This window comes from Variovorax sucrosi, from assembly GCF_051216635.1.
GTDB lineage: Bacteria > Pseudomonadota > Gammaproteobacteria > Burkholderiales > Burkholderiaceae_C > Variovorax.
In genome coordinates this window covers 1-18940 of record NZ_JBPJZU010000002.1, presented here as the reverse complement: position 1 = coordinate 18940, position 18940 = coordinate 1, and the positions used below count along the sequence as shown (strand labels likewise).

Below are 18940 nucleotides of genomic sequence, written 5' to 3'. Positions count from 1 at the left end.
AAAACGGCGCCGCGGTGGCGGCGCCGTCGATCATCGCGCGAACGCGGCGGTCAGGCCATCTTGCGCGACAGATCCCACATCGCGTCCACCAGCGCGTCGATGTCGTTCGCGTCGTGCCACACGTGGGTGGACACGCGCATCGCATAGTGCTGGGCTGTGGCCCCGATCACCTCGAAGCCGGAGTTGCGGATGATCAGCCCCTGCGGGTACTCGGCCTGCAGGCGCGAGACGAAGGTGGCCGACTTCGCCGAGTCCATCACGTCGGCCTTGTTCTGGAAGGGGTTCCACGAGGTCAGCGCGCAGCACAGCTTGGGGTCGTCCTTGGGCGAGTACAGCGAGTCGATGCCCCAGCGCTCCACGATCTTTTCCTTCAGGTAAGCCGACAGCGTGAGGTCGTAGGTCTCGATCTTCTTGCGGCCGATGGTGTCCCACAGCTGGCAGGCGTTGACCAGGGCCTGGAACATGGGCGTGTGCACGCTGCCGCAGGCGGTCACGCTGGCCGCGACGTCGAAGGTCTCCGTGCCGGTGGTGGTGCGCTCGCGCGTCGAGTAGCTGCTGGTGTGCACCGGGTACCACTTGGGCAGCGGCAGCGGGTTCGATGCGCGGATCTTGTTGCGCATGATCAGGATGCCGGTGGAGCCCGGGCCGCATTGCCATTTGTGGCCGGCGCCTGACATGAAGTCCATGCCCAGCTCGCCGTAGTTGTAGTCCATCATGCCCGGCAGGTGGGCGCCGTCCACGATGCTGATGAGCTCGTGCTGCTTCACGACGGCCATGATTTCGGCGATCGGCAGCAGCGTGCCGGTCTTGTAGGTCGGCGAGGACCACATCACGGCGCGCACGCGCTTGCCGGCGGCCTTCAGCGAGCGGATGCGCTCGTCGAACAGGTTCTGGTAGGTGGCGGTCGTCTGGTTGTTGCCCACCGGCATGGGGATCATCGAGATCTCGATGCCGTAGCGGTCCTTGGCAATGTTCAGCGGCGTGAGGCCGCCGCCGTGCTCGTGGTTGGTCGTCACCACCACGTCGCCGGCTTGCCAGGGAATGCCCAGGATCGCATGGCACATGCCCGAGGAGGTGTTGGCCGAGAACGCGAGTTCGTCGGCGTCCACGCCGAAGCCCGGGGCTGCCAGCTTACGCAGGTCCAGCAGGTTGCTGTAGCCGTTGCCCGATTCGGCGGCCTTCTTGCGGTTTTCGGTGTCGAACAGGTCCAGCGTCTGCTTGGCCATCGAGCCGGCCGTGCCGATGTTCATGAACGTCTTGGACGGGTTCAGCGTGAACATCTTCTGCACGTTGGTCCAGAAGGCCTCGTCGGCGACCAGCTGCGCGCGCAGCGCCTCCGCCTGCGTGGCCGAGTTGCTGCTGCCGCAGGCCATCAGTATCGGGCCCAGTGCTGCGGCGCCCGCGCCATAGCCCATCATGCGCAGGAAATCGCGGCGCTTGTTCGTCCAGCGCGACGTGTCCATGGGCATGGCGCTGGGCGCCTCCAGCGCCACCGGGGCGCTACGTGTCATCTGCTCGTTCATGGGGCGTTTCCTTGGGGGGTTGGGGGCTCAACGACGACCGACGATCACGCCGATCTCGATCTTCACGTCGCGTGGCAGGCGTGCCACCTCGACCGTGGCGCGGGCCGGCGCGTTGCCAGGCTTGAAGTACTCGCCGTACACCTTGTTCATGGCGGCGAATTCGTTCAGGTCCTTCATGTAGACCGACGACGACAGCACGTCGGCATAGTCCAGGCCCTGCGACTTGAGCATCACGCCGATGTAGCGCAGCACGGTGTGCGTCTGCTCCTCGATGCTGGTGCCCACGACCGCATTTCCGGCCTCGTTCAGCGGGATCACGCCCGAGAAATACAGCGTGTTGCCGTGCGAGATCATTTGCGAGTACGGACCGATGGCCGGCGGCACGCCCGTGGTGGACAACACTGCGCGCGGGGCCGGCACGGCGCAGGCCGTGAGGGCCAGGGCGGCAGCGCAGATTGCCGCGACGGTCATCAGTCGTTGGCAGGTGGAGGTGTGACGCATGGTGCTTTCCTTTCTGAGAGTCGAACAGACGGTGTCGGACGCGTCCACGCTGGGAAACATGATGTCGAGAGGTGGGATTTGCCCGATTTCGCGACCAATTCTAGGAACGGGTTTTCACGAAACCGACATCTCTTTCCCCTACGTAGTGCTACGCAAACCGCTCTACGCGGCCAGGGAATGACGTGTCGCACATGTTTCAGTTTGAAACAATCAGGGTCTGGCCCCTTTATTGCTGAGCGCATTCGATCACTATCCGACCTTCTGAAACTCTGTAGGACGATTGCCTTCCGATGATCGGCTCCGAGAAACCCGCCTGCTTCGTTTTGGAGCGCTGAGGTGCAGCTTCGCCTTAAGCTGGTGCTGCTCTCCACCGTGCCCATCGTCGTGGCGCTCGCGCTAATGGGCGCGACCATGAAGCAGCAGACGCTGAAGCGTGCGCATGAAGAACAGGCCTTGGTGCAGGCCGCGTTCGTGCACAGCAAGGAAGCGGAGCTGCAGCACTACGTCGAACTGGCTCGCAACACCGTCATGCGCATCGCCGAGGCGCCAGGCCCGGTCGGCGCGCGCAAGGCAGAGGCGCTCGCCACGCTGATGCGCATGCAGTACGGCAGCAACGGCTACTTCTTCGCCTACGACCAGCACGGCAAGCTGTTGATGGACCCCAAGAGCCTGCCGATGCAGGGCGTGGATTTCTGCGATCCCGACGACCCGGTGGGTGCCGATTCGGCCCACCGCATCCTGTCCACCGCGCGCCAGGGCGGCGGCGTCGTGCGCTACAGCTGGAACAAGCCCACCTCGCAATCCGTGGTGCCCAAGCTCGGCTATGTGCTGACGATCCCGGGCTGGGACTGGGTCATCGGCACCGGCATCTACCTGGACGACGTACAGGGCGCGCTACAGGCCATCGAGGCCGGCGCCCGCGCCAATATCGAGGCCACGCGCAAGCGGCTCTACGGCATTGCCGCGCTGTGCGTGGTGCTGATCGGCCTGGGCGGCCTGGCGCTGAACCTGAAGGACCATCGCGTGTCCAGCGACAAGCTGCGGCGCCTGGCGCGACGCGTCGTGCACTCGCAGGAGGAAGAGCGCGTGCGCGTGGCGCGGGAGCTGCACGACGGCGTGGTGCAGGTGCTGGCCTCGTCCAAGTTCCTGCTCGAGACCGCGCAGATCCAGCTCGCGGCATCCGGCGCCGGTGTGGCCTCGGCGCCGCGCCAGGTGCTGGCGCAAGGCATTGCCAGGCTGGGCGGCGCGCTCGTGGAGATCCGCCGTGTGTCGCACGGACTGCGACCGGCCCTGCTGGATGATTTGGGCCTGGCCCCGGCGCTGGCGCTGCTGGTCGATCAGATGAACGAACAAGGTGGCGGCGACATTCGTCTGGTGTGCGAGAACGCTCCAGCGGCACTGCCGCTGGAGCACGGCACAGCGCTGTTCCGCATCGCACAGGAGGCGCTGCACAACGTGCGCATCCACGCGACTGCCACGCAGGTCGACCTGGTGCTGCGCGGCACGCGCGGCCGTGTGGAGCTGATCGTGCTGGACAATGGCAGCGGCTTCGATACGCAGCGCGTGTTCGCCGATGGCAGGCGCGGCATCGGGCTGCGCAACATGCGCGAGCGTGCAGCCGGCTTGGGCGGCACGCTGGCCATCGCGTCCAGCCGCGAGGGCACGCGCATCCACGCCAGCCTGCCCTTGCCGGCCACCACCACGGAGCCGGTGGCGACAAGGCCGCGCCACCGCCATCCCGTCATCCCATTGAACCTGCGCCCTACCGATCCAATGCCATGACCACTGTCTGCCCCATCGTCCGTGTCGTGCTGGTCGACGACCACCCGCTGTTGCGCGACGGCGTGCGCATGCGCCTGCACGCCACGCCCCACATCCAGGTGGTCGGCGAAGCCGGCGGCGTGCTGGAGGCCACCGAGCTCACCGAGCAGCTGCAGCCCGACCTGGTGCTGACTGACATCCGCATGCCCCACGCCAGCGGCATTCAGCTTGCCTGCGCGTCCCGCGAGCGCTTTCCCGACGTGCGCGTGCTCGTCCTGTCGATGCACCACGACGCCGAATACGTACGCCGCGCGATTGCGTTCGGCGTCTGCGGCTACGTGCTGAAGGACGGTCCGGGCGACCAGCTGGTGGAAGCCATCGACACGGTCTACGGCGGCGGCCGCTACTTCAGCCCGGGCCTGGTGCTGCCCGACGAGCCCGCGCCGCCACCGGTCACGCGCGCCTGGGGCCATCTCACGCCCAAGGAATCGGCCGTGCTGTCGCTGCTGGCCGATGGCTGCTCCAACAAGGAAATCGCCAGCGCACTGGGCGCCTCGGTGCGCACGGTGGAGACGCACCGCCTGCACCTGCGCCGCAAGCTGCGCATCGGCGGGCAGGCCGCGCTCGTGAAGTACGCGGTGGACTACGCCGACCTGGGCGCGCAGGCCATCTGATTCATGCGGTCTCGGCACGCGGCGGCTGCGGCAGCCGCGCATAGGCGGCCGCCCCCGCCAGCAGCGCCACCGCTATCGCCAGCAGCGCGGCCGCGAACGGCTCCATGCCCCAGGGCCGGCGCGCGCGACGCCACCCAGCCCGTCACCCACTGCATCAGCGCCACGCCCAGGAGTAGAGCTTGGACAGCAGATGGAACAACAACGCCCCACCGGGGCGATTCACACAGAGCTTCATCGCAAGTCGTGCGTGACGGTAAAACCGACGGTATAGAGCTCATTTAATCCGGCAGAACCCTTTGGCCACGCGGGTTAGCAAGGCCTATTGATGTTTGAGTGGGAGTGATGGGGGGTCAGATCTAGATCGGCGCCGATGGTCCGGGCATCTGCTGGTCTTCACAGAACAGCATCCAGCGATGCCTGAAGACGCAAGCCGAAAAGGGTTCGGAATGCTGTTGCAAATGTCGGCGACGGTTGACGATTGATGGTCGGAGTCAGCGCCCCGGAAACGGGGGCCGATATCCCGCGCCAGCAAACGCTGTCGTGCTTTGGCGGTAGAGGTGAGGGCGAATTGAACGCTACCGACCCAAAGTAGCTAGCAGCACGCGGGTTGTCTGGCATCTGAAATCACTGAGCTCCAGTACCCCGCTCCGAAATGGCAATGAATCTCATTTACAATCCTCGGCGTTCGCGGCCATTCTCTTCGTTGCACTCAGATCAACCTCGATGTCGTCTGTTTCCGTCTTTCCAGAGCTGGAATCGATCTTCCGCAACCACCATTCGTGGCTGCTAGGGCGTTTGTCGCGACGAGTGTCCAATCGCGGCGATGCCGAAGATATCGCGTCGGAAACGTTCGTCCAGCTCAGCGAGGACGGTGGGCGAACGCAGATCCATGATGCGCGAGCATTCCTGACGACTATCGCCAAGCGCGTGCTATTTCAGCTGTGGCGACGACAGGATTTAGAGGCCGCTTACCTCGACACACTGCGACACATGCCCCCGGCTATGGCGCTGTCGCCTGAAGAACATGCACAGTTGATGGACGCAATCCAGCAGATCGACCGCGTCCTGTTTGCGCTGCCCATCCCAGTGCGCACGGCCTTCCTCCTCTCACGTCTGGACGGCCTGAGCTATCCGGAGATCGCGCATCAGCTCGGAGTGTCCTTGGCTACGGTCGAGCGCCACATGAGGCGAGCGATGTTGCAGTGCCTGAACTACGCCCCATGACCGCATCGCCCGCGCGCGACCCAGCGTTGCACACAGCCGTGGACTGGCGGGTGCGCCAGGAAACCAACCGCTTCGGAGAGAGAGAGCGGCAGGCCTTGGAGAGCTGGTTGGCCTCCGACCCTGCCCACCGGGCGGCCTGGACTCGGGTCAATTGCGAAGTGCTGGAGGCGCCATTGAATACAGTGCGGGCCTTTCAGGGGCGCGGCGCGGTGTCCCATGCAGAGGCGGCCGTGCTGGCGCTTCAAAAGGTTCAACGCCGACGCGTCATTCGAGGTGCGCTTGCAGTCGCAGGCGTTGGAGCTACAGCGGGCTTCCTGACGGATCGCATCACCCCGATTGGCGAACTGATGGCCGACCTGCACACCAGCACAGCCCAGCGACAGAGTTTCACTCTCGCCGACGGCACCGATGTGCTTCTGGATGCTCGCTCGGCCGCAGATGTGCTTCGCCGCTCAGACGGCATGCAGTTGAGGCTGCGGTCCGGTGCGCTGATCGTGAAACCCGCTGCGTCGAGGCTGTCCGTCCTGAGTGTCGACACCCCGCACTGCCACGTGCTAAGTGAAGGTGCCCGGGTGCACTGCCGCGTACATGCGTCCGCCACCGAAGTGGTTGCGCTCGACGGCTTGGTACAGGTGCAACTCGTGAACGGACGCTCGGTCCGCCTTCGTGCCGATGAAGGGATTTCGGCCTTGAGCGAAGCGCTGGAGCAGCTTCCAGGCCGCGCAGCGGATCGAGCAGCCTGGCGCGACGGGATGCTGGCCGTTCGCGACTGGTCGCTGGGCGAGGTGATCGAGGCGCTGCGCGCCTATCACGCCGGCTTCATTCGAGTTTCCGAGTCGGCTGCGGCACTGCGGGTGTTCGGCATCTTCCGGCTCGACTTGGAGGATGCGCTCGCCGCGCTCGCCTACACACTGCCGGTGCAGATGCGCCGGCTCGGCCCCTGGTTGGTGTCGATCGACGTCGACCCGAACCGTCCGCCGAGATGAACGACAACCGTCGCGGTCGGAGACGCGACGTCAAAAAGATGAGGGGTTTTCCGGTTTCGCTCCACAAGGTCTTCAAGACAGAGCGAAAGGCCCCTTTTCATGATCAATTCTCTTCCGCGACCGCCACGTTCCCGCCATCCACTAGGGGGACTGGCTTGTGCCGCCATGCTGGCTTGCGCCGCGGCGTCCGTGCCCGGCTGGGCCGCCGAGCCGCCAACAGCCGCTGCTGTTCGGCTCGACATTCCTGAAGGCCCTCTCGCCGACACCCTGACCCGCATCGGCCAGGACAGCGGGCGAACCATCACTGGCCCCCCCGCGTTGCTCGGCGGTCGCCGGGCACGCGCCATCCATGGCGCCTTCGCACCCGCGCAGGCGGTGCGCCGCGCCCTGGAGGGATCGGGCCTCGTGGTCGACGAGGCGCCGGGAGGTGCCTTGCGGATCCGCGCGCGGACCGAAGCCGACAGCGAGCCGGCGGCACGATCAAGTGCACCCGTGCCGTCCAGCGCAGACGCCTCAGACTCACCCGAAAGCAGCGCAGCGCTGCGGGAAATCGTCGTGACGGATCAGCGCGTGGGCGGCTCCCTGATGCAGCCGACCCGCCAGGTCACGGTGATAGAGGGTGAGGAACTGGATGATCTGCGCGCCACCTCTCCCAACCTCGGTGCCATGCTGGCCAAGAGCGTGCCCGGCATGTCCGACTCGAGCCGCAACCTGACCGATTTCGGTCAGACCTTGCGTGGACGCAATGTGCTGGTGCTGGTGGACGGCATTCCGCTCAACACGAACCGGGATGCCTCGCGCAACCTGGTGAACGTCGAGCCCAGTCGCATCGAACGGATCGAGGTGCTGCGTGGCAGCAACGCCATCTATGGCAGCGGTGCCACGGGGGGCATCGTGTCTGTCACCACGCGTCCGGTGAGCGGAGAGCCGGTCGTACAGACCACGATCGGTGTCGATGCTTCGTTGTCGCATCTGAGCCGCGACGGCCTGGGCGGACAGATTCAGCAGTACATGTCGGGCCGCGGCGAGGTCATTGACTACGAGGTGGACCTCTCTGCGCGGCGCGTCGGCAGCTCGTACGATGGGCATGGTGACCGTATTGCCCCCGATGCTAGCCAGGGCGACCTGTTCGACTCCAACACCTTCAGCATCGGTGGCAAGCTGGGACTTCGCATCGACGCCGACCAGCGGCTCCAATTTTCGGCCAGCTACCTTCGTGCACACCAGCAATCGAGCTACGCCAGCGATCCGAGCGTGAACCGGGCGCCACTTGGCAGCGTCGCCGCGCGTGCCATCAAGGGCCTGGTGCTCGACGAGCAGAACCAAGTCGAGAACACGATGCTGAGCGCCAGCTACGAGCACAAGAATCTCTATGGCAGCTCTGTATCGGCCATGCTCTACGGGCGTGACAACTTCACCCGTTTCGCGCCTTCCGATTCGCGCAGTAACCCCAACCGCGGCGGCAATGTGGATCAGGTGATGCAGAACAACAAGGTGGTGGGCGGGCGCCTGACCGTTGACACCCCGCTGGGGGGCGGCGGCGATTCGCGCGTCGTATGGGGTACGGACTTCATACGCGAGCGCAGCAACATGCCGATCGACGTGTTCAACCCGACGCTGTATGACGCCAGCGGGGGCTTGGTTTTCCGCAGAATCGGCCAGCAGATCTACATGCCCTGGACCCAAACGCAGAGCGCTGGCGCCTTCGCACAGCTGCAGCACCGCTTGAGCGATCGCTGGTCGGCAGAGGCTGGCCTGCGCTATGAGAAGGCGCAAGCCAGCTTCGACGATTTCCAGCCCTTGTCGCAGTCAAGGCTAGCGCGCCCGGCCATCGTTCGCGGCGGCGAAGTCAGCTACGACGCCTTGCTTTACAACGCCGGCGTTTCCTTCAAGCCAGTCAAGGGCCATGAGTTTTACGGTTCATTCAGCCAGGGCTTTGACCTGCCGGATGTCGGCCTGCAGTTGCGCAATGCGGGCGCGCGCTTCGACATCAACGCGTCCGATCTGGAGCCGGTCAAGACGGACAACTATGAGCTGGGTTGGCGCGGTAGTTTCGGCAACACGGCGACGTCGCTCGCGATCTTTCATTCGCGCTCCGACCTGGGTGCGGTGCAGTCCTTTAACAACGGGCTGCGCCTGCTGCGCACCCGTGAGCGTATCAACGGGCTGGAGGCCACCGTCGACCACTACGGCAGGGAGTGGTCTTCCGGGGGCACGTTCACTTGGATGCAAGGCCGCGAGACCCCACAAGATGCAGTGCATGACCAGATCATGACCGGCTACCGGATCCCCCCGTTGAAAATCACGGGCTACGTGCAGTACAAGCCTAGCGAGCGCTGGAGCATGCGGACCCAGCTCACATGGTTCGGCGCGCGCGACTACCGACTGGCCGACGGCAGGACGCAGTTTGCCCGCGCCGACGTGAGGAGCTACTACACCGTCGACGTGGTGGGCCGCTACAACCTCGACCAGAAGCGCTACATCACCGTCGGCGTCCAGAACTTGTTCAACCGCTACTACCTGCCGCTGTACAGCCAACTCATCCGCAGCGGCAGCAACAACAGCCGCCTGCCCGCGGCTGGTGCCGTGTTGACGGCCACCTACACCCACCGCTGGTAGGCGGGCACATGGGCCGCAAATTCTGGGTGGCGCTGCATCGCTACCTCGGGCTGGGCATGCTGGTGCTGTTGCTGGTGAATGCGCTCAGCGGCAGCGTGCTGGCCTTCCAGCATGAGCTCGATGCCTGGCTCAACCCCGGCTTGTTACGTGTGTCGCACAGGATGTCCGCGCTGTCGCCGGACAAACTGGTGCTTCGCGTCGAGGGGGGCGACCCGCGTCTGCGCGTAAGCCAGCTGCCGCTGGATACTCGGCCGGGCGAAGCGGCCGAGCTACGCGTCGCGGCGCGCGTGGACCCCGCGACGGGTCGTACCCATGTGCTGGACTTCGATCGCCTCTTTGTCGATCCCGCCACTGGAGAAGTGCTGGGGCATCGCCAATGGGGCGCACTGCGAATTGATCGCGTGCACCTGCTGACATTCCTGGATGTGCTTCACCGCAAGTTCCACCTACCAGGCGCCTGGGGCATGTGGCTTACCGGCGGCCTGGCGCTGGCATGGCTGGCCGCGACCCTTCTCGGAAGCTGGCTGACCTTGCCGCGGCTGGCGGTGTGGCGACATGGGTTCTGGTCCAAATGGCGAGCTGCCTGGACCGTCAAGCGCGGTGCCTCGATCTCTCGCCTGGTGTTCGACCTGCACCGCAGTGTGGGCCTCTGGAGTCTGCCGGCCGCAGTGCTGCTTGCGGTGTCGGGTGTGTACTTCAGTCTGGGCGACACCGTATTCAAGCCGGTGGTGAGCTGGTTTTCGCAAGTCAGCGTGCATCCCCTGCAATCGCTCCCACGTCTTTCTTCTTCGCCACGGTTCGCTGCTTTCGGCACCGAGGAAGCGGTACGGCATGCTCGGCACCACCTGATCACTCCGGCGCAAGACTTCCTGCCTTGGTATGCGAGTCATGTTCCATCGCAGGGTGTTTATCGCATCGCATTCAAGGAAGTCGGGATGCGCGAAACTGCTTGGCGCCTGCGCTACGAGCTGGTATTCATCGATGACCAGACCGGCGCGCTGCGGGCGAGCTCGGGCTACGACAGCGGCACACCCGGCGACAAGCTTCTCATCTGGCAGTACCCCCTGCATACGGGGCGCATCCTTGGTTGGCCGGGCCGGGTCGCAGTTTGTGTTGCCGGGTTGGCTGTAGCTTTCATTGCGCTCACCGGGATTTGGATCTGGTGGCAACGTTCGCGCGCGCGGAGGGGAAAATCTACACGGTAGATAACGTGCGGGCGACGGATGCTATTCGATGCTCCAGTGACTCGGCCAGTGCACGAACGCTCAGCGGGGCGGAGCCTTCCGCCTTGTTGCTGATCGTCACGTAGACGTTCTGCCCGGCGCCGGCGGTTCCGGCGATCACGCGGGCGAGCGCCGTCCGCGTCTCGGGGTCGGGATCGATCATCCGGTCGAAGGGCGCGTACAAGGCCTCCGCGTCTTCGTAGCCATAGGCGCCATGGCGGCGGTTGACGTTCCAGCGGCACACCAGCGGTCCCGGCCACAGTGCACGCAGCATCGGCAGTTGCTCCGCGATGGGCGGCAGCTTCGGATGCAGGCCGAGGCAGTAGGTCGCGCCGGCCTCGCGCAGCAGGTGGGCGAGGGCCGGTGTGAGCAGTTCCGGGTCACGCACTTCCACGGCGATGACGCCGTCCGGCGCGTCGGGTCGCAGGCCCGGCAGGGCGTCCAGCATGGCGCCGATGCGTGCGAACAGTGCCCCCGGCTGCGCCAGCCAGGGCAGGGGCAGCGGGCTGAGCTGGAAGACGAGCGCACCCAGCTTGTCGCCCAGCCCCTCGAGCGCCGGCCGCACGAATTCTTGCACCGCGAGTTCAGGGTTCAGGAAGGCCGGATTCGCTTGCCGACCCCGACCTTCTTCGCCGCGCACCATCGCATCGGTGACCAGCGCGGGCGCCTTCACGACGAAGCGGAAATCCGGCGGCACCATGGCAGCGAGCCGTGCATAGTGGCTGGCGCTCAGGGGCCGATAGAACGCACGGTCGACGCAGACCGTGCGCAGCAGCGGATGCTGCGCATAGGCCGCCAGGCCCTCCTTGGCCAGCCGGGCCTCTGCATAGGCGCCGTCCCAGACGATGCCGTCCCAGCCCGGGTACGACCAGGTCGACGTGCCCAGGCGCACGTGGCGCGGCAGGCCCTCGGCCAGCACTTGCAGCGCCGGCTCGGCAGCGCGCGGTGCGATGGCCCCGCTGCGGGCCCGACGCGCCGGCGGCGCCGACGCCGAGCCGATCGCGGGTGGGGTCGTCGGGCCCGCTGCGCCGGGGAGCGTCAGGTGGGGGAAGAGCGGATCCTGCATGTCGAATCGATGAATGCCCGCATTCTCGCCGCGGCCCGGCGGCCGCTCGCGGACAATCCATGCACCGACGACAGGACCACGCCATGTACATGCCTCCACAGTTCGATGCCAAGGACCGCGCGAACGCTCTGCAACTTCTTCGCGAGCACCCCTTCGCGAGCCTGATCTCGAACGATGACGCGGGCCTGCCTTTCGTCACCCACCTGCCGATCGTGGCCGAGGAATCGGAGGAGGGCGGCCTGGTCCTGCTCGGCCACTGCGCCCGGCCCAACCCGCACTGGCGCTATCTGCAGGCCCGGCCGATGGCCGTCGTCACCGTGCTCGGCCCGCATGCCTACATGTCGCCCTCGGTCTACCCGGACCTTGCGCGGGTGCCCACCTGGAGCTACCTGGCGGTGCATTGCACGGTCGAGGCGAGTCTGGTGGAGACGCCCGACGCCAAGGACCGCTTGCTCAAGCGCTTGATCGGCGACCACGAGCCCGCCTATGCCCAGCAGTGGCGGGACCTGGGCGAGGTGTTCCAGCAGAAGATGCTGGCCGGACTGGTCGGCTTTCGGCTGCGGGTCACGGCGCTGCAATGCAAGCTCAAGCTCAACCAGCACCGGCCGGAATCGCACTTGGCGATGCATGCGCAGTACCGCGACGGTTCGCCGGACGAGCGGGCGCTCGCGGCCTGGATGGAGCGCCTCGGCATGGTGCCGGGGGCGGCGGAGGCGCACTGAGATGCGCGTGCTTGGCCTGATCGGCTTGGTGGTGGCGCTGTTGATCGTCGGCCTGCTGGCGAAGAGGCAGATCGGCAGCCTTACCGCACCGACCAGCGCCGTGCCCGCCGTGCCCACCGGTACCGCGCCGTCGACGCCGGCACAGGCGCGACAGCTGCAGGAGGACATCCGCAAGTCGCTCGATGCCGCCATGCGGCAGCCCCGATCGACGCCGGACGACACCCCATGAGCGAGTCCTTGCCGCAGGGCCCGGCCACGGATGCGTACTGGATGGGCCTGGCATTGGCGGAAGCACGCGCCGCGGCCGCGGCCGGAGAAGTGCCGGTGGGCGCCGTGCTGGTCAAGGACGGGCGGTTGGTGGCCACCGGCCGCAATGCCCCGGTGGCCTCGCACGACCCCAGCGCACACGCTGAGCTGTCCGCCCTGCGCGCCGGTGCGGCGGTGCTCGGCAATTACCGCCTGGACGGCTGCGAGTTGTTCGTTACGCTCGAGCCCTGTGCGATGTGCGCCGGTGCCATCCTCCATGCGCGCCTGGCACGCGTGGTGTACGGCGCCGCGGACCCGAAGACCGGCGCGGCCGGTTCGGTGGTCGACCTGTTCGCGGAGCCGCAGCTCAACCACCGCACGGTGGTCGAGCGGGGCGTCCTGGCCGACCAGTGCAGCGAAGTCCTGCAGTCTTTCTTCCAGGCCCGGCGCACCGCCGCGCGCGAATCCGCCCAACCGCTGCGCGACGATGCGCTGCGTACGGCCGAGAGCCGTTTCCTGCACATGGGTGTGGCCGAGCCCTTTGCCCCGCGCTACATCGACGACCTGCCTTCCCAGCACGGATGGCGCCTGCACTACCTCGAGGAAGGCCCGCGTGGGCCGGGGCCGACCGTGCTTTGCCTGCACGGGCCGGGGCAATGGAGCCTCGGCTTCCGGCACTTGCTGGGCCTGAGCAAGGTGCGTTGGCTGGCACCGGATTTGATCGGCTTCGGCCGCAGCGACAAGCCCAAGCGCGACGCGGTGCACCGTTGGGAATGGCACCGCGACGTGCTGCTTGAGTGGCTCGAAGCGCAAACCGGCCCGACGCTGTTGGCACCGGCGGCGGGTGCCGAGTCGCTGGCCGCGCTGCTCATGGCAGCGGCGCCAGCGCGCTTCGTCGGCACCCGCGCCGTGCCCGATGCTGGCGACGGATCGATGGAGGCCGCCTGGCGTGCGCCTTTCCCCGACCGCGGGCACGAAGCTGCGCTGCGCGCTTTCGGCACGGCGCCACCCCGCTCGTCCGGCCCCGATGCCCGGCAGGCCGCCGAATGGCTCGCAGGGGCAATGGGATACTTCCCGCCGTGAGCAAACATATCTACATCTACTCCCCCTCGAGCGCGGTGCGCGACAAGGCCGCTTTCCGACGCGGCGTGAAACGGCTCCGGGCCTTGGGCCACCAGGTCGAGATCGACGAAGCAGCGCTGACCAGCCACCAGCGCTTCGCGGGGGACGACGCCACCCGCCTGGCCGCGATCTCCCGGGCCGCGGCGAGTGGCGCACACATCGCCTTGATCTCGCGCGGCGGCTACGGCCTGACGCGCATCCTCGACGCCATCCCTTACAAGGCGGTGGCCAAAGCCGTCGACCGCGGCACCGCTTTCGTCGGCCTGAGCGACTTCACCGCCTTTCAGAACGCCTTGCTGGCCAAGACCGGTGCGGTGAGCTGGTCGGGCCCCGCCTTGGGTGAAGACTTCGGCGCCGAAGACGGCCCGGACGACATCATGGAAGCCTGCTTCGACGACTTGGCGAGCGGGCAGGGCGAGGGCACCGGATGGCGCATTCCGGCGCGTGACGGCGAGGCGCCCGCACTGCGGCCGGTGCACGGCGCCATGCTCTGGGGCGGCAACCTCTCGGTGCTGGTCAGCCTGCTGGGCACGCCGTACTTTCCGTCGGTGGAGAAAGGCATCCTCTTTCTCGAGGATGTGAACGAGCACCCGTACCGACTTGAACGCATGCTCGACCAGTTGCGGCATGCCGGCGTGCTGGCGCGCCAGCGCGCGGTGGTGCTCGGCCAGTTCACCTCGTTCAAGAAGGTGCCGCACGACAAGGGCTTCGGGCTTCGCACGGTGGTCGACCGGCTGCGCAGCCAACTCAAGGTCCCGGTGCTGACCGGCCTGCCGTTCGGACACGTGCCGACGAAGGTCTTGCTGCCAATCGGCGCCAAAGTGGAGCTGGCCCTCGACGGCCGCGACGTCTTCATGGTGTGGGGCCATCGGCACGGCGATGACCATGATCACGCCCACGCGCACCACCACGCGCGCTAGGCAAAGCGACCGGAACGACGGGAAGGGCCGGGCGATGCGCCTGGCATGGTGGGACTCAGGCGGTGAAGCGGTGATGGACGCGCGGGCCCATCGTTTGCGGCAAGCCGCCCTTGAACAGGCTGTTGATGCGGCGCATCTGGCGGCGTGCGGACGGCTCGCCATCGATCTCGGCAAGCGTGGTCAGCACATCCTGGCGCAGATACCAGAGCGCTTCCATGTCATCAGCGAAACGCACGCGCTGTGCGACGCGGTCCACGCGCTCGCCCGGATGGTCCTCCAACAGGGAGAGCATCGTCGTGCGAATCTGGACCAACTGACGGTCGGGCGACCGGCGGAGGCTGAGTCCTGGAAACGACAAGAGACGAAGAAGACTGCTGGAAAACATGGAGCAAAGGCAGATGCCTGGAGCCATCGATGCGCTCAACGTTATCGACAGGGCATGTCCGCCACAAGCAGAGAAACAATTAAACATCTTTTAAAACAACATACTTCACGCTTTTTCTCAAGCGGCTTCTCAAAATGAGTACCTCCGTTTTATCCTCATGTTGAGATCTGTTGTTGGTTGGCCGCGGACTCGTCGGACCTCGTTGACCTTTGTCAAGCCGCATGACGAGTGTGGCGGGGCCCAGTGAAAGTTGAACTCGGGTCACGATTTGCAACGATTGCTTTGCCATAATCAGTCAGCGATTGCTACGAAAAACTGCACAACATGGGCGCCAATTCAACAGTCGTTTTTGCGGACTTGACAGGGAGCACCCGGGTCTTCGAGGCGATGGGCAACGCCCGCGCGACCGACACCGTCACGCGGCTGACCCAATGGATCGCCGGCGTTTGCGAAGCACACGGTGGCCGCGTGGTGAAGATGTTGGGCGATGGCGTGCTGGCTATTTTTCCGGCCGGCAGCGCCGCGACCGCCGCAGTGCTCGAACTGCAGCGCAACCACCAGAAGCGGCTTCAGGCCTGGCCAGCCGGACTGCGCATGGACCTGCAGATCGGTGTGGCAAGCGGCGATGTGCTTGAGGTCGATGGCGATTGCTACGGCGATGCGGTCAACCTGGCGTCGCGACTGAGCGATCTGGCGGGTCCGGGCCAGATCTGGGTGACCGAATCGGTCATCGAGCAGCTCAAGGAGGGCGAGGTGCGACACCGCAACCTCGGGCCGATCACCATCCGCGGCAAGAACGAAACACCGATCATCCACCGCATCGACTGGCAGGAGGAAATGTCGGATTTCCTCACGATGCCGGCCACCCTTGCGCAGGCCAGCCGAGTGGCCGATTCGACCTTCGGCCAGATCGAGCTGGCGTGGCTCGATGTGCGTTCGCTCTTCAGCGCGTCGGACCTTCCGATTCACCTCGGCCGGGTGGACGAAGCCCAGTTCGTGGTGAACGACCCCCGCGTGTCACGCCTGCACGCACGCATCGAGGCACGCAACGGCAGTTGCGTGCTGGTCGATGTCAGTACCTATGGCACCTGGGTGCGCTTTCACGGCAGTGCCGGCGTCAGCGGGGAGATCGCACTGCGCCGAGATGAATGCGTGCTGCACGGCAGCGGTGAAATCGGTCTGGGTGCGCCACTGAGCGACTTCAGCGCGCCGACCATTTCTTTCAACACCACCGGCGGCGATCTCTTGCTGTCGCGTCGAAACGTCGGCTGAAGCCGATCGATCTCGAGGGTGGGGGGCGGCTGGCAGGGTAGACCGCCGCTGGACCACCGGTTTCCAGCCGCCGGCTATCCGGGCGCGCAGGGTGTCGAAGTACACCGGCCAGTCGAGCCCCCCCGCGCTGTCACGCAGCCGCGCGCATGCACCCAGCATTTCTTTCGAGAGCCTGCCGCCCAACAAACGGGTAGGACGTCCCTTCGACGCGCCGCCTAGCCTTCGCCGTACTTGCGCTGCGCGCCCAGCAGCAAGGTGCGGGGCGTGGCTTCAGGCAGGTGGCGCGCCGCGACGCTGGACGATGACGTGCCGAAACTCCTGATTAAGCAATTAGTTAAATCAGCGAGTAATACAAATCTCCTCTCGATAGTACTAAATAGCCAGCCAAAAAATATTTGCTTTATTTTGTTGCTGAAATATCTGGTTTCATTCAGAATCAGCCTGCCTGTAGGACAAGATCCCATGTGCATGTAGTACAAATCTTTCGCATTCAGCGTGCGTGTAGCTAATTTGGACTCACATCACAGCAATGCCTATTTCACATTCAGTGAAATAAAAAGGGCGCCTTCGGCCGCATAGACGCTGTCCCCGGAAGGTGCTTGCCTCAGGGCCGCCTGACTGCGCTTCACTCGAGGTTTCTCTCCAGCCCAGGCATGACGCCGGGTGTTTTGTAAACGGCTTTAGATCAGCTCGTGGCTGCGCCCTGCGCGCAATTTATTTAAAACCTTATTCGGGAGAATTGTTTTGTCAAAAGTATTAATTGGCGCGGGCGTGGGCACTCTTGTTGCATTTGCGATGAGCATGCCGTCTTCTGCATCTGCACAAACATCAATGCTGGCCGGCCAAGGCGGTTCGTTCACGCTGGTTTCCGCCACCGTGGTGAGCTATGGCGCAAATGGCGTATTCAACAGCAAGACACTCGGCGCAGGAACTTATGTTTGCGGCGATCAATTGTTCGGCGACCCGGTGAGGGGCGTCCCGAAGGCCTGTTATGTGTCGGCATCGCCAAGCGCTGCACCGGCGAGCAGCTCAACTTCCACTTCAACAGTGCTCACGATGCTGACCGGCCAAAGCGGTTCGTTCAAGCTGACTTCAACCGCCGCCATTGCCTACGGGTGGGGCGTCCTCATGACCCAGAAGTCACTTGCCAGCGGCACGTATGTCTGCGGTGATCAGCTCTTCGGTGATCCCGCACCGGGCAAGCCGAAGGCCTGTTACTCGGTCGCGGCCCCGGTTTCCCCGGTCACACCACCGTCAACGCCCGCCACGTCGCAGCTCTCGGCGATCACCGGTCAAAGCGGCTCCTTCACTTTGGTCTCCGCTGCAAGCATCGTGTACGGCGCAGGCACCCAGACGGTGACCAAACTGCTGGCAGCAGGCACCTACACCTGCGGCGATCAGTTGTTCGGTGACCCCGCACCGGGCATGAACAAATCCTGCTACACGGCCATCGCGTCCACCCCCAGCGCGCCGGCTCCCACCCCAGCTCCAGCTCCAGCGCCAGCGCCAGCCCCCGCACCGGCCCCCGCTCCGGCCAAGCCCGACGTGCTGGGCATTTCCGGCGATGTGATGGTCAACGGCGCCATGTCGAATGCGGAATACCAGGCCATGGCGCAGAAGATGGGCACGGACGCTGCCATTGCGTACCGCTACGGCCCGTCCTCGGCGGAATACGGCACCGCCACCCAAGGCGGCCTGCCGACCTATGGCAAGCGGCCCAGCCAGCCGATGAACATGGTGTCGATCCAGAACCCCAACGGCCAAGGCAACCGCGGCTGCGGCTGGACGAACTGGTGCGGCAACTGGCAGGTCGGTGGGTTGCTCGAGTACGAGCCGGGCGACTACAGCTCGAGCATCCTGAACTTCGGCTACATCGCCGACGCCACGCCCGACGCCAGTTTCTACAAGAAGTCCTATGCGCCGGGCCTGGGCTCGGTGCAAGCCATCGCCGTGGCGCACAACAGCATGTCGGTGGAACCCGAGCCGAGCTGGACGCGCTACGAAGGCGTGACGAACGACGGCGGCGCGCTCGACGCGAGCATCACCACCTACCTCAAGAGCTTCCCGCTCGACAAGCCGGTGGCGCTGGGCAAGTGCTACGGCCGCGGCGGCTGGTGCACCAACACCCTGGCGGTCTACGCGGATGGCCGCATCGTGAGCGTCGGCAGCAACACCGCCAGCACGATCGCCAGCACGCAGCTGCCTTCGGGCAAGGTCCCGACGGCAATCACCATCACCAACAGCGGTGAATTCGCACTCGTGACCGTGTGGGACACGGCAGCGATGCGCGGGCAGGTGGCCGTGCTGGCATTGGGGGACGGTTGCCAATGGTGCTCCATCACCAATGAATCCCAATGGAGCAGCAACTGGGGCAACTGGAAGCGCTCCTATCCGGGCCTGCCAGGTCTGGGCAACTACAACCTCATCAAGCTCATCGGCTTCGTCGACTTGCCTGAAACGATGCGAGCGCCGACGGAGATCTCGACGTCGACCGGGCTGGCCAACGACGACTACCAACGCGTTCGCCGGTATTTCGACACTGACCTCGACAACGCAACCGTTCGCGCGCGTTACTTCAGCGGCGACCTGTCGAACGCCTACGCCCGAACCGGCGTGGCCGTGGTGATCTCGAAGTCGGAAAAGCGCGCTGCGTTCGTCGACCTGCGACCGCTGTTCGCCTATTACAAGCAACAGTA

At 65.5% G+C, this 18940-nt stretch carries 16 protein-coding genes and 1 pseudogene; 12 read left to right on the top strand and 5 right to left on the bottom strand.

Annotation, left to right across the window (positions count from 1 at the left end):
• Positions 1-50: 50 nt before the first annotated feature.
• Positions 51-1511 (bottom strand): aminotransferase class V-fold PLP-dependent enzyme, encoded by a 1461-nt coding sequence (locus ACSFBE_RS03145; protein WP_435489453.1) that lies wholly within the window; start codon positions 1509-1511, stop codon positions 51-53.
• 39 nt (positions 1512-1550) lie between these two features.
• On the bottom strand, positions 1551-1994 hold the full coding sequence (locus ACSFBE_RS03140; protein WP_435489452.1) for a Rid family detoxifying hydrolase: 444 nt from the start codon (positions 1992-1994) through the stop codon (positions 1551-1553).
• Between the two features lie 366 nt (positions 1995-2360).
• On the opposite strand from ACSFBE_RS03140, the gene ACSFBE_RS03135 reads away from it, so the two are divergent.
• The 6 genes from ACSFBE_RS03135 (at position 2361) to ACSFBE_RS03110 (ending at position 10493) form a co-directional block, all read left to right on the top strand.
• On the top strand, positions 2361-3806 hold the full coding sequence (locus ACSFBE_RS03135) for a cache domain-containing protein (protein ID WP_435488923.1): 1446 nt from the start codon (positions 2361-2363) through the stop codon (positions 3804-3806).
• Complete coding sequence (locus ACSFBE_RS03130) at positions 3803-4459, top strand: response regulator (RefSeq protein WP_435488922.1); 657 nt, start codon at positions 3803-3805, stop codon at positions 4457-4459. Before ACSFBE_RS03135 ends, ACSFBE_RS03130 begins: the two co-directional genes overlap by 4 nt.
• A gap of 723 nt (positions 4460-5182) precedes the next feature.
• Positions 5183-5683, top strand: coding sequence for a sigma-70 family RNA polymerase sigma factor (locus ACSFBE_RS03125; protein ID WP_435488921.1), 501 nt, complete (start codon positions 5183-5185; stop codon positions 5681-5683).
• Positions 5680-6669: a DUF4880 domain-containing protein gene (locus tag ACSFBE_RS03120; RefSeq protein ID WP_435488920.1), complete on the top strand. Its 990-nt coding sequence runs from the start codon at positions 5680-5682 to the stop codon at positions 6667-6669. Before ACSFBE_RS03125 ends, ACSFBE_RS03120 begins: the two co-directional genes overlap by 4 nt.
• Positions 6670-6834: 165 nt before the next feature.
• On the top strand, positions 6835-9288 hold the full coding sequence (locus tag ACSFBE_RS03115) for a TonB-dependent receptor (RefSeq protein ID WP_435488919.1): 2454 nt from the start codon (positions 6835-6837) through the stop codon (positions 9286-9288).
• 8 nt (positions 9289-9296) lie between these two features.
• Entirely contained in the window at positions 9297-10493 is a 1197-nt protein-coding gene (locus ACSFBE_RS03110) for a PepSY-associated TM helix domain-containing protein (RefSeq protein ID WP_435488918.1), read from the top strand.
• Here ACSFBE_RS03110 and ACSFBE_RS03105 read toward each other — a convergent pair.
• Entirely contained in the window at positions 10483-11577 is a 1095-nt protein-coding gene (locus tag ACSFBE_RS03105; protein WP_435488917.1) for a DUF72 domain-containing protein, read from the bottom strand. The two genes, ACSFBE_RS03110 and ACSFBE_RS03105, sit on opposite strands and share 11 nt — an antisense overlap.
• A gap of 83 nt (positions 11578-11660) precedes the next feature.
• Between ACSFBE_RS03105 and ACSFBE_RS03100 the strand changes: the two genes are divergently transcribed.
• The 4 genes from ACSFBE_RS03100 to ACSFBE_RS03085 are packed head-to-tail and all read left to right on the top strand — an operon-like array spanning position 11661 to position 14587.
• Complete coding sequence (locus ACSFBE_RS03100) at positions 11661-12299, top strand: FMN-binding negative transcriptional regulator (protein WP_435488916.1); 639 nt, start codon at positions 11661-11663, stop codon at positions 12297-12299.
• Between the two features lies 1 nt (position 12300).
• On the top strand, positions 12301-12528 hold the full coding sequence (locus ACSFBE_RS03095; RefSeq protein WP_435488915.1) for a hypothetical protein: 228 nt from the start codon (positions 12301-12303) through the stop codon (positions 12526-12528).
• Positions 12525-13628: a tRNA adenosine(34) deaminase TadA gene (gene tadA, locus ACSFBE_RS03090; protein ID WP_435488914.1), complete on the top strand. Its 1104-nt coding sequence runs from the start codon at positions 12525-12527 to the stop codon at positions 13626-13628. Before ACSFBE_RS03095 ends, tadA begins: the two co-directional genes overlap by 4 nt.
• Positions 13625-14587, top strand: a complete 963-nt coding sequence (locus tag ACSFBE_RS03085; protein ID WP_435488913.1) for an LD-carboxypeptidase — start codon at positions 13625-13627, stop codon at positions 14585-14587. The genes tadA and ACSFBE_RS03085 overlap by 4 nt, the downstream gene beginning before the upstream one ends.
• 55 nt (positions 14588-14642) lie before the next feature.
• Here the strand turns inward: ACSFBE_RS03085 and ACSFBE_RS03080 are convergent, their stop codons facing one another.
• Positions 14643-14972 carry a hypothetical protein gene (locus ACSFBE_RS03080; protein WP_435488912.1) on the bottom strand — a complete coding sequence of 110 codons (330 nt, stop codon included), beginning with the start codon at positions 14970-14972 and terminating at the stop codon, positions 14643-14645.
• Positions 14973-15296: 324 nt separating this feature from the next.
• Between ACSFBE_RS03080 and ACSFBE_RS03075 the strand changes: the two genes are divergently transcribed.
• Positions 15297-16244, top strand: coding sequence for an adenylate/guanylate cyclase domain-containing protein (locus tag ACSFBE_RS03075; RefSeq protein WP_435488911.1), 948 nt, complete (start codon positions 15297-15299; stop codon positions 16242-16244).
• 680 nt (positions 16245-16924) lie between these two features.
• Here the strand turns inward: ACSFBE_RS03075 and ACSFBE_RS03070 are convergent.
• A complete protein-coding gene (locus ACSFBE_RS03070) occupies positions 16925-17104 on the bottom strand; it encodes a hypothetical protein (RefSeq protein ID WP_435488910.1) in 180 nt (59 codons plus the stop codon).
• 196 nt (positions 17105-17300) lie between these two features.
• On the opposite strand from ACSFBE_RS03070, the pseudogene ACSFBE_RS03065 reads away from it, so the two are divergent.
• Positions 17301-18940 (top strand): annotated as a pseudogene (locus ACSFBE_RS03065) (hypothetical protein); the annotation flags it as partial.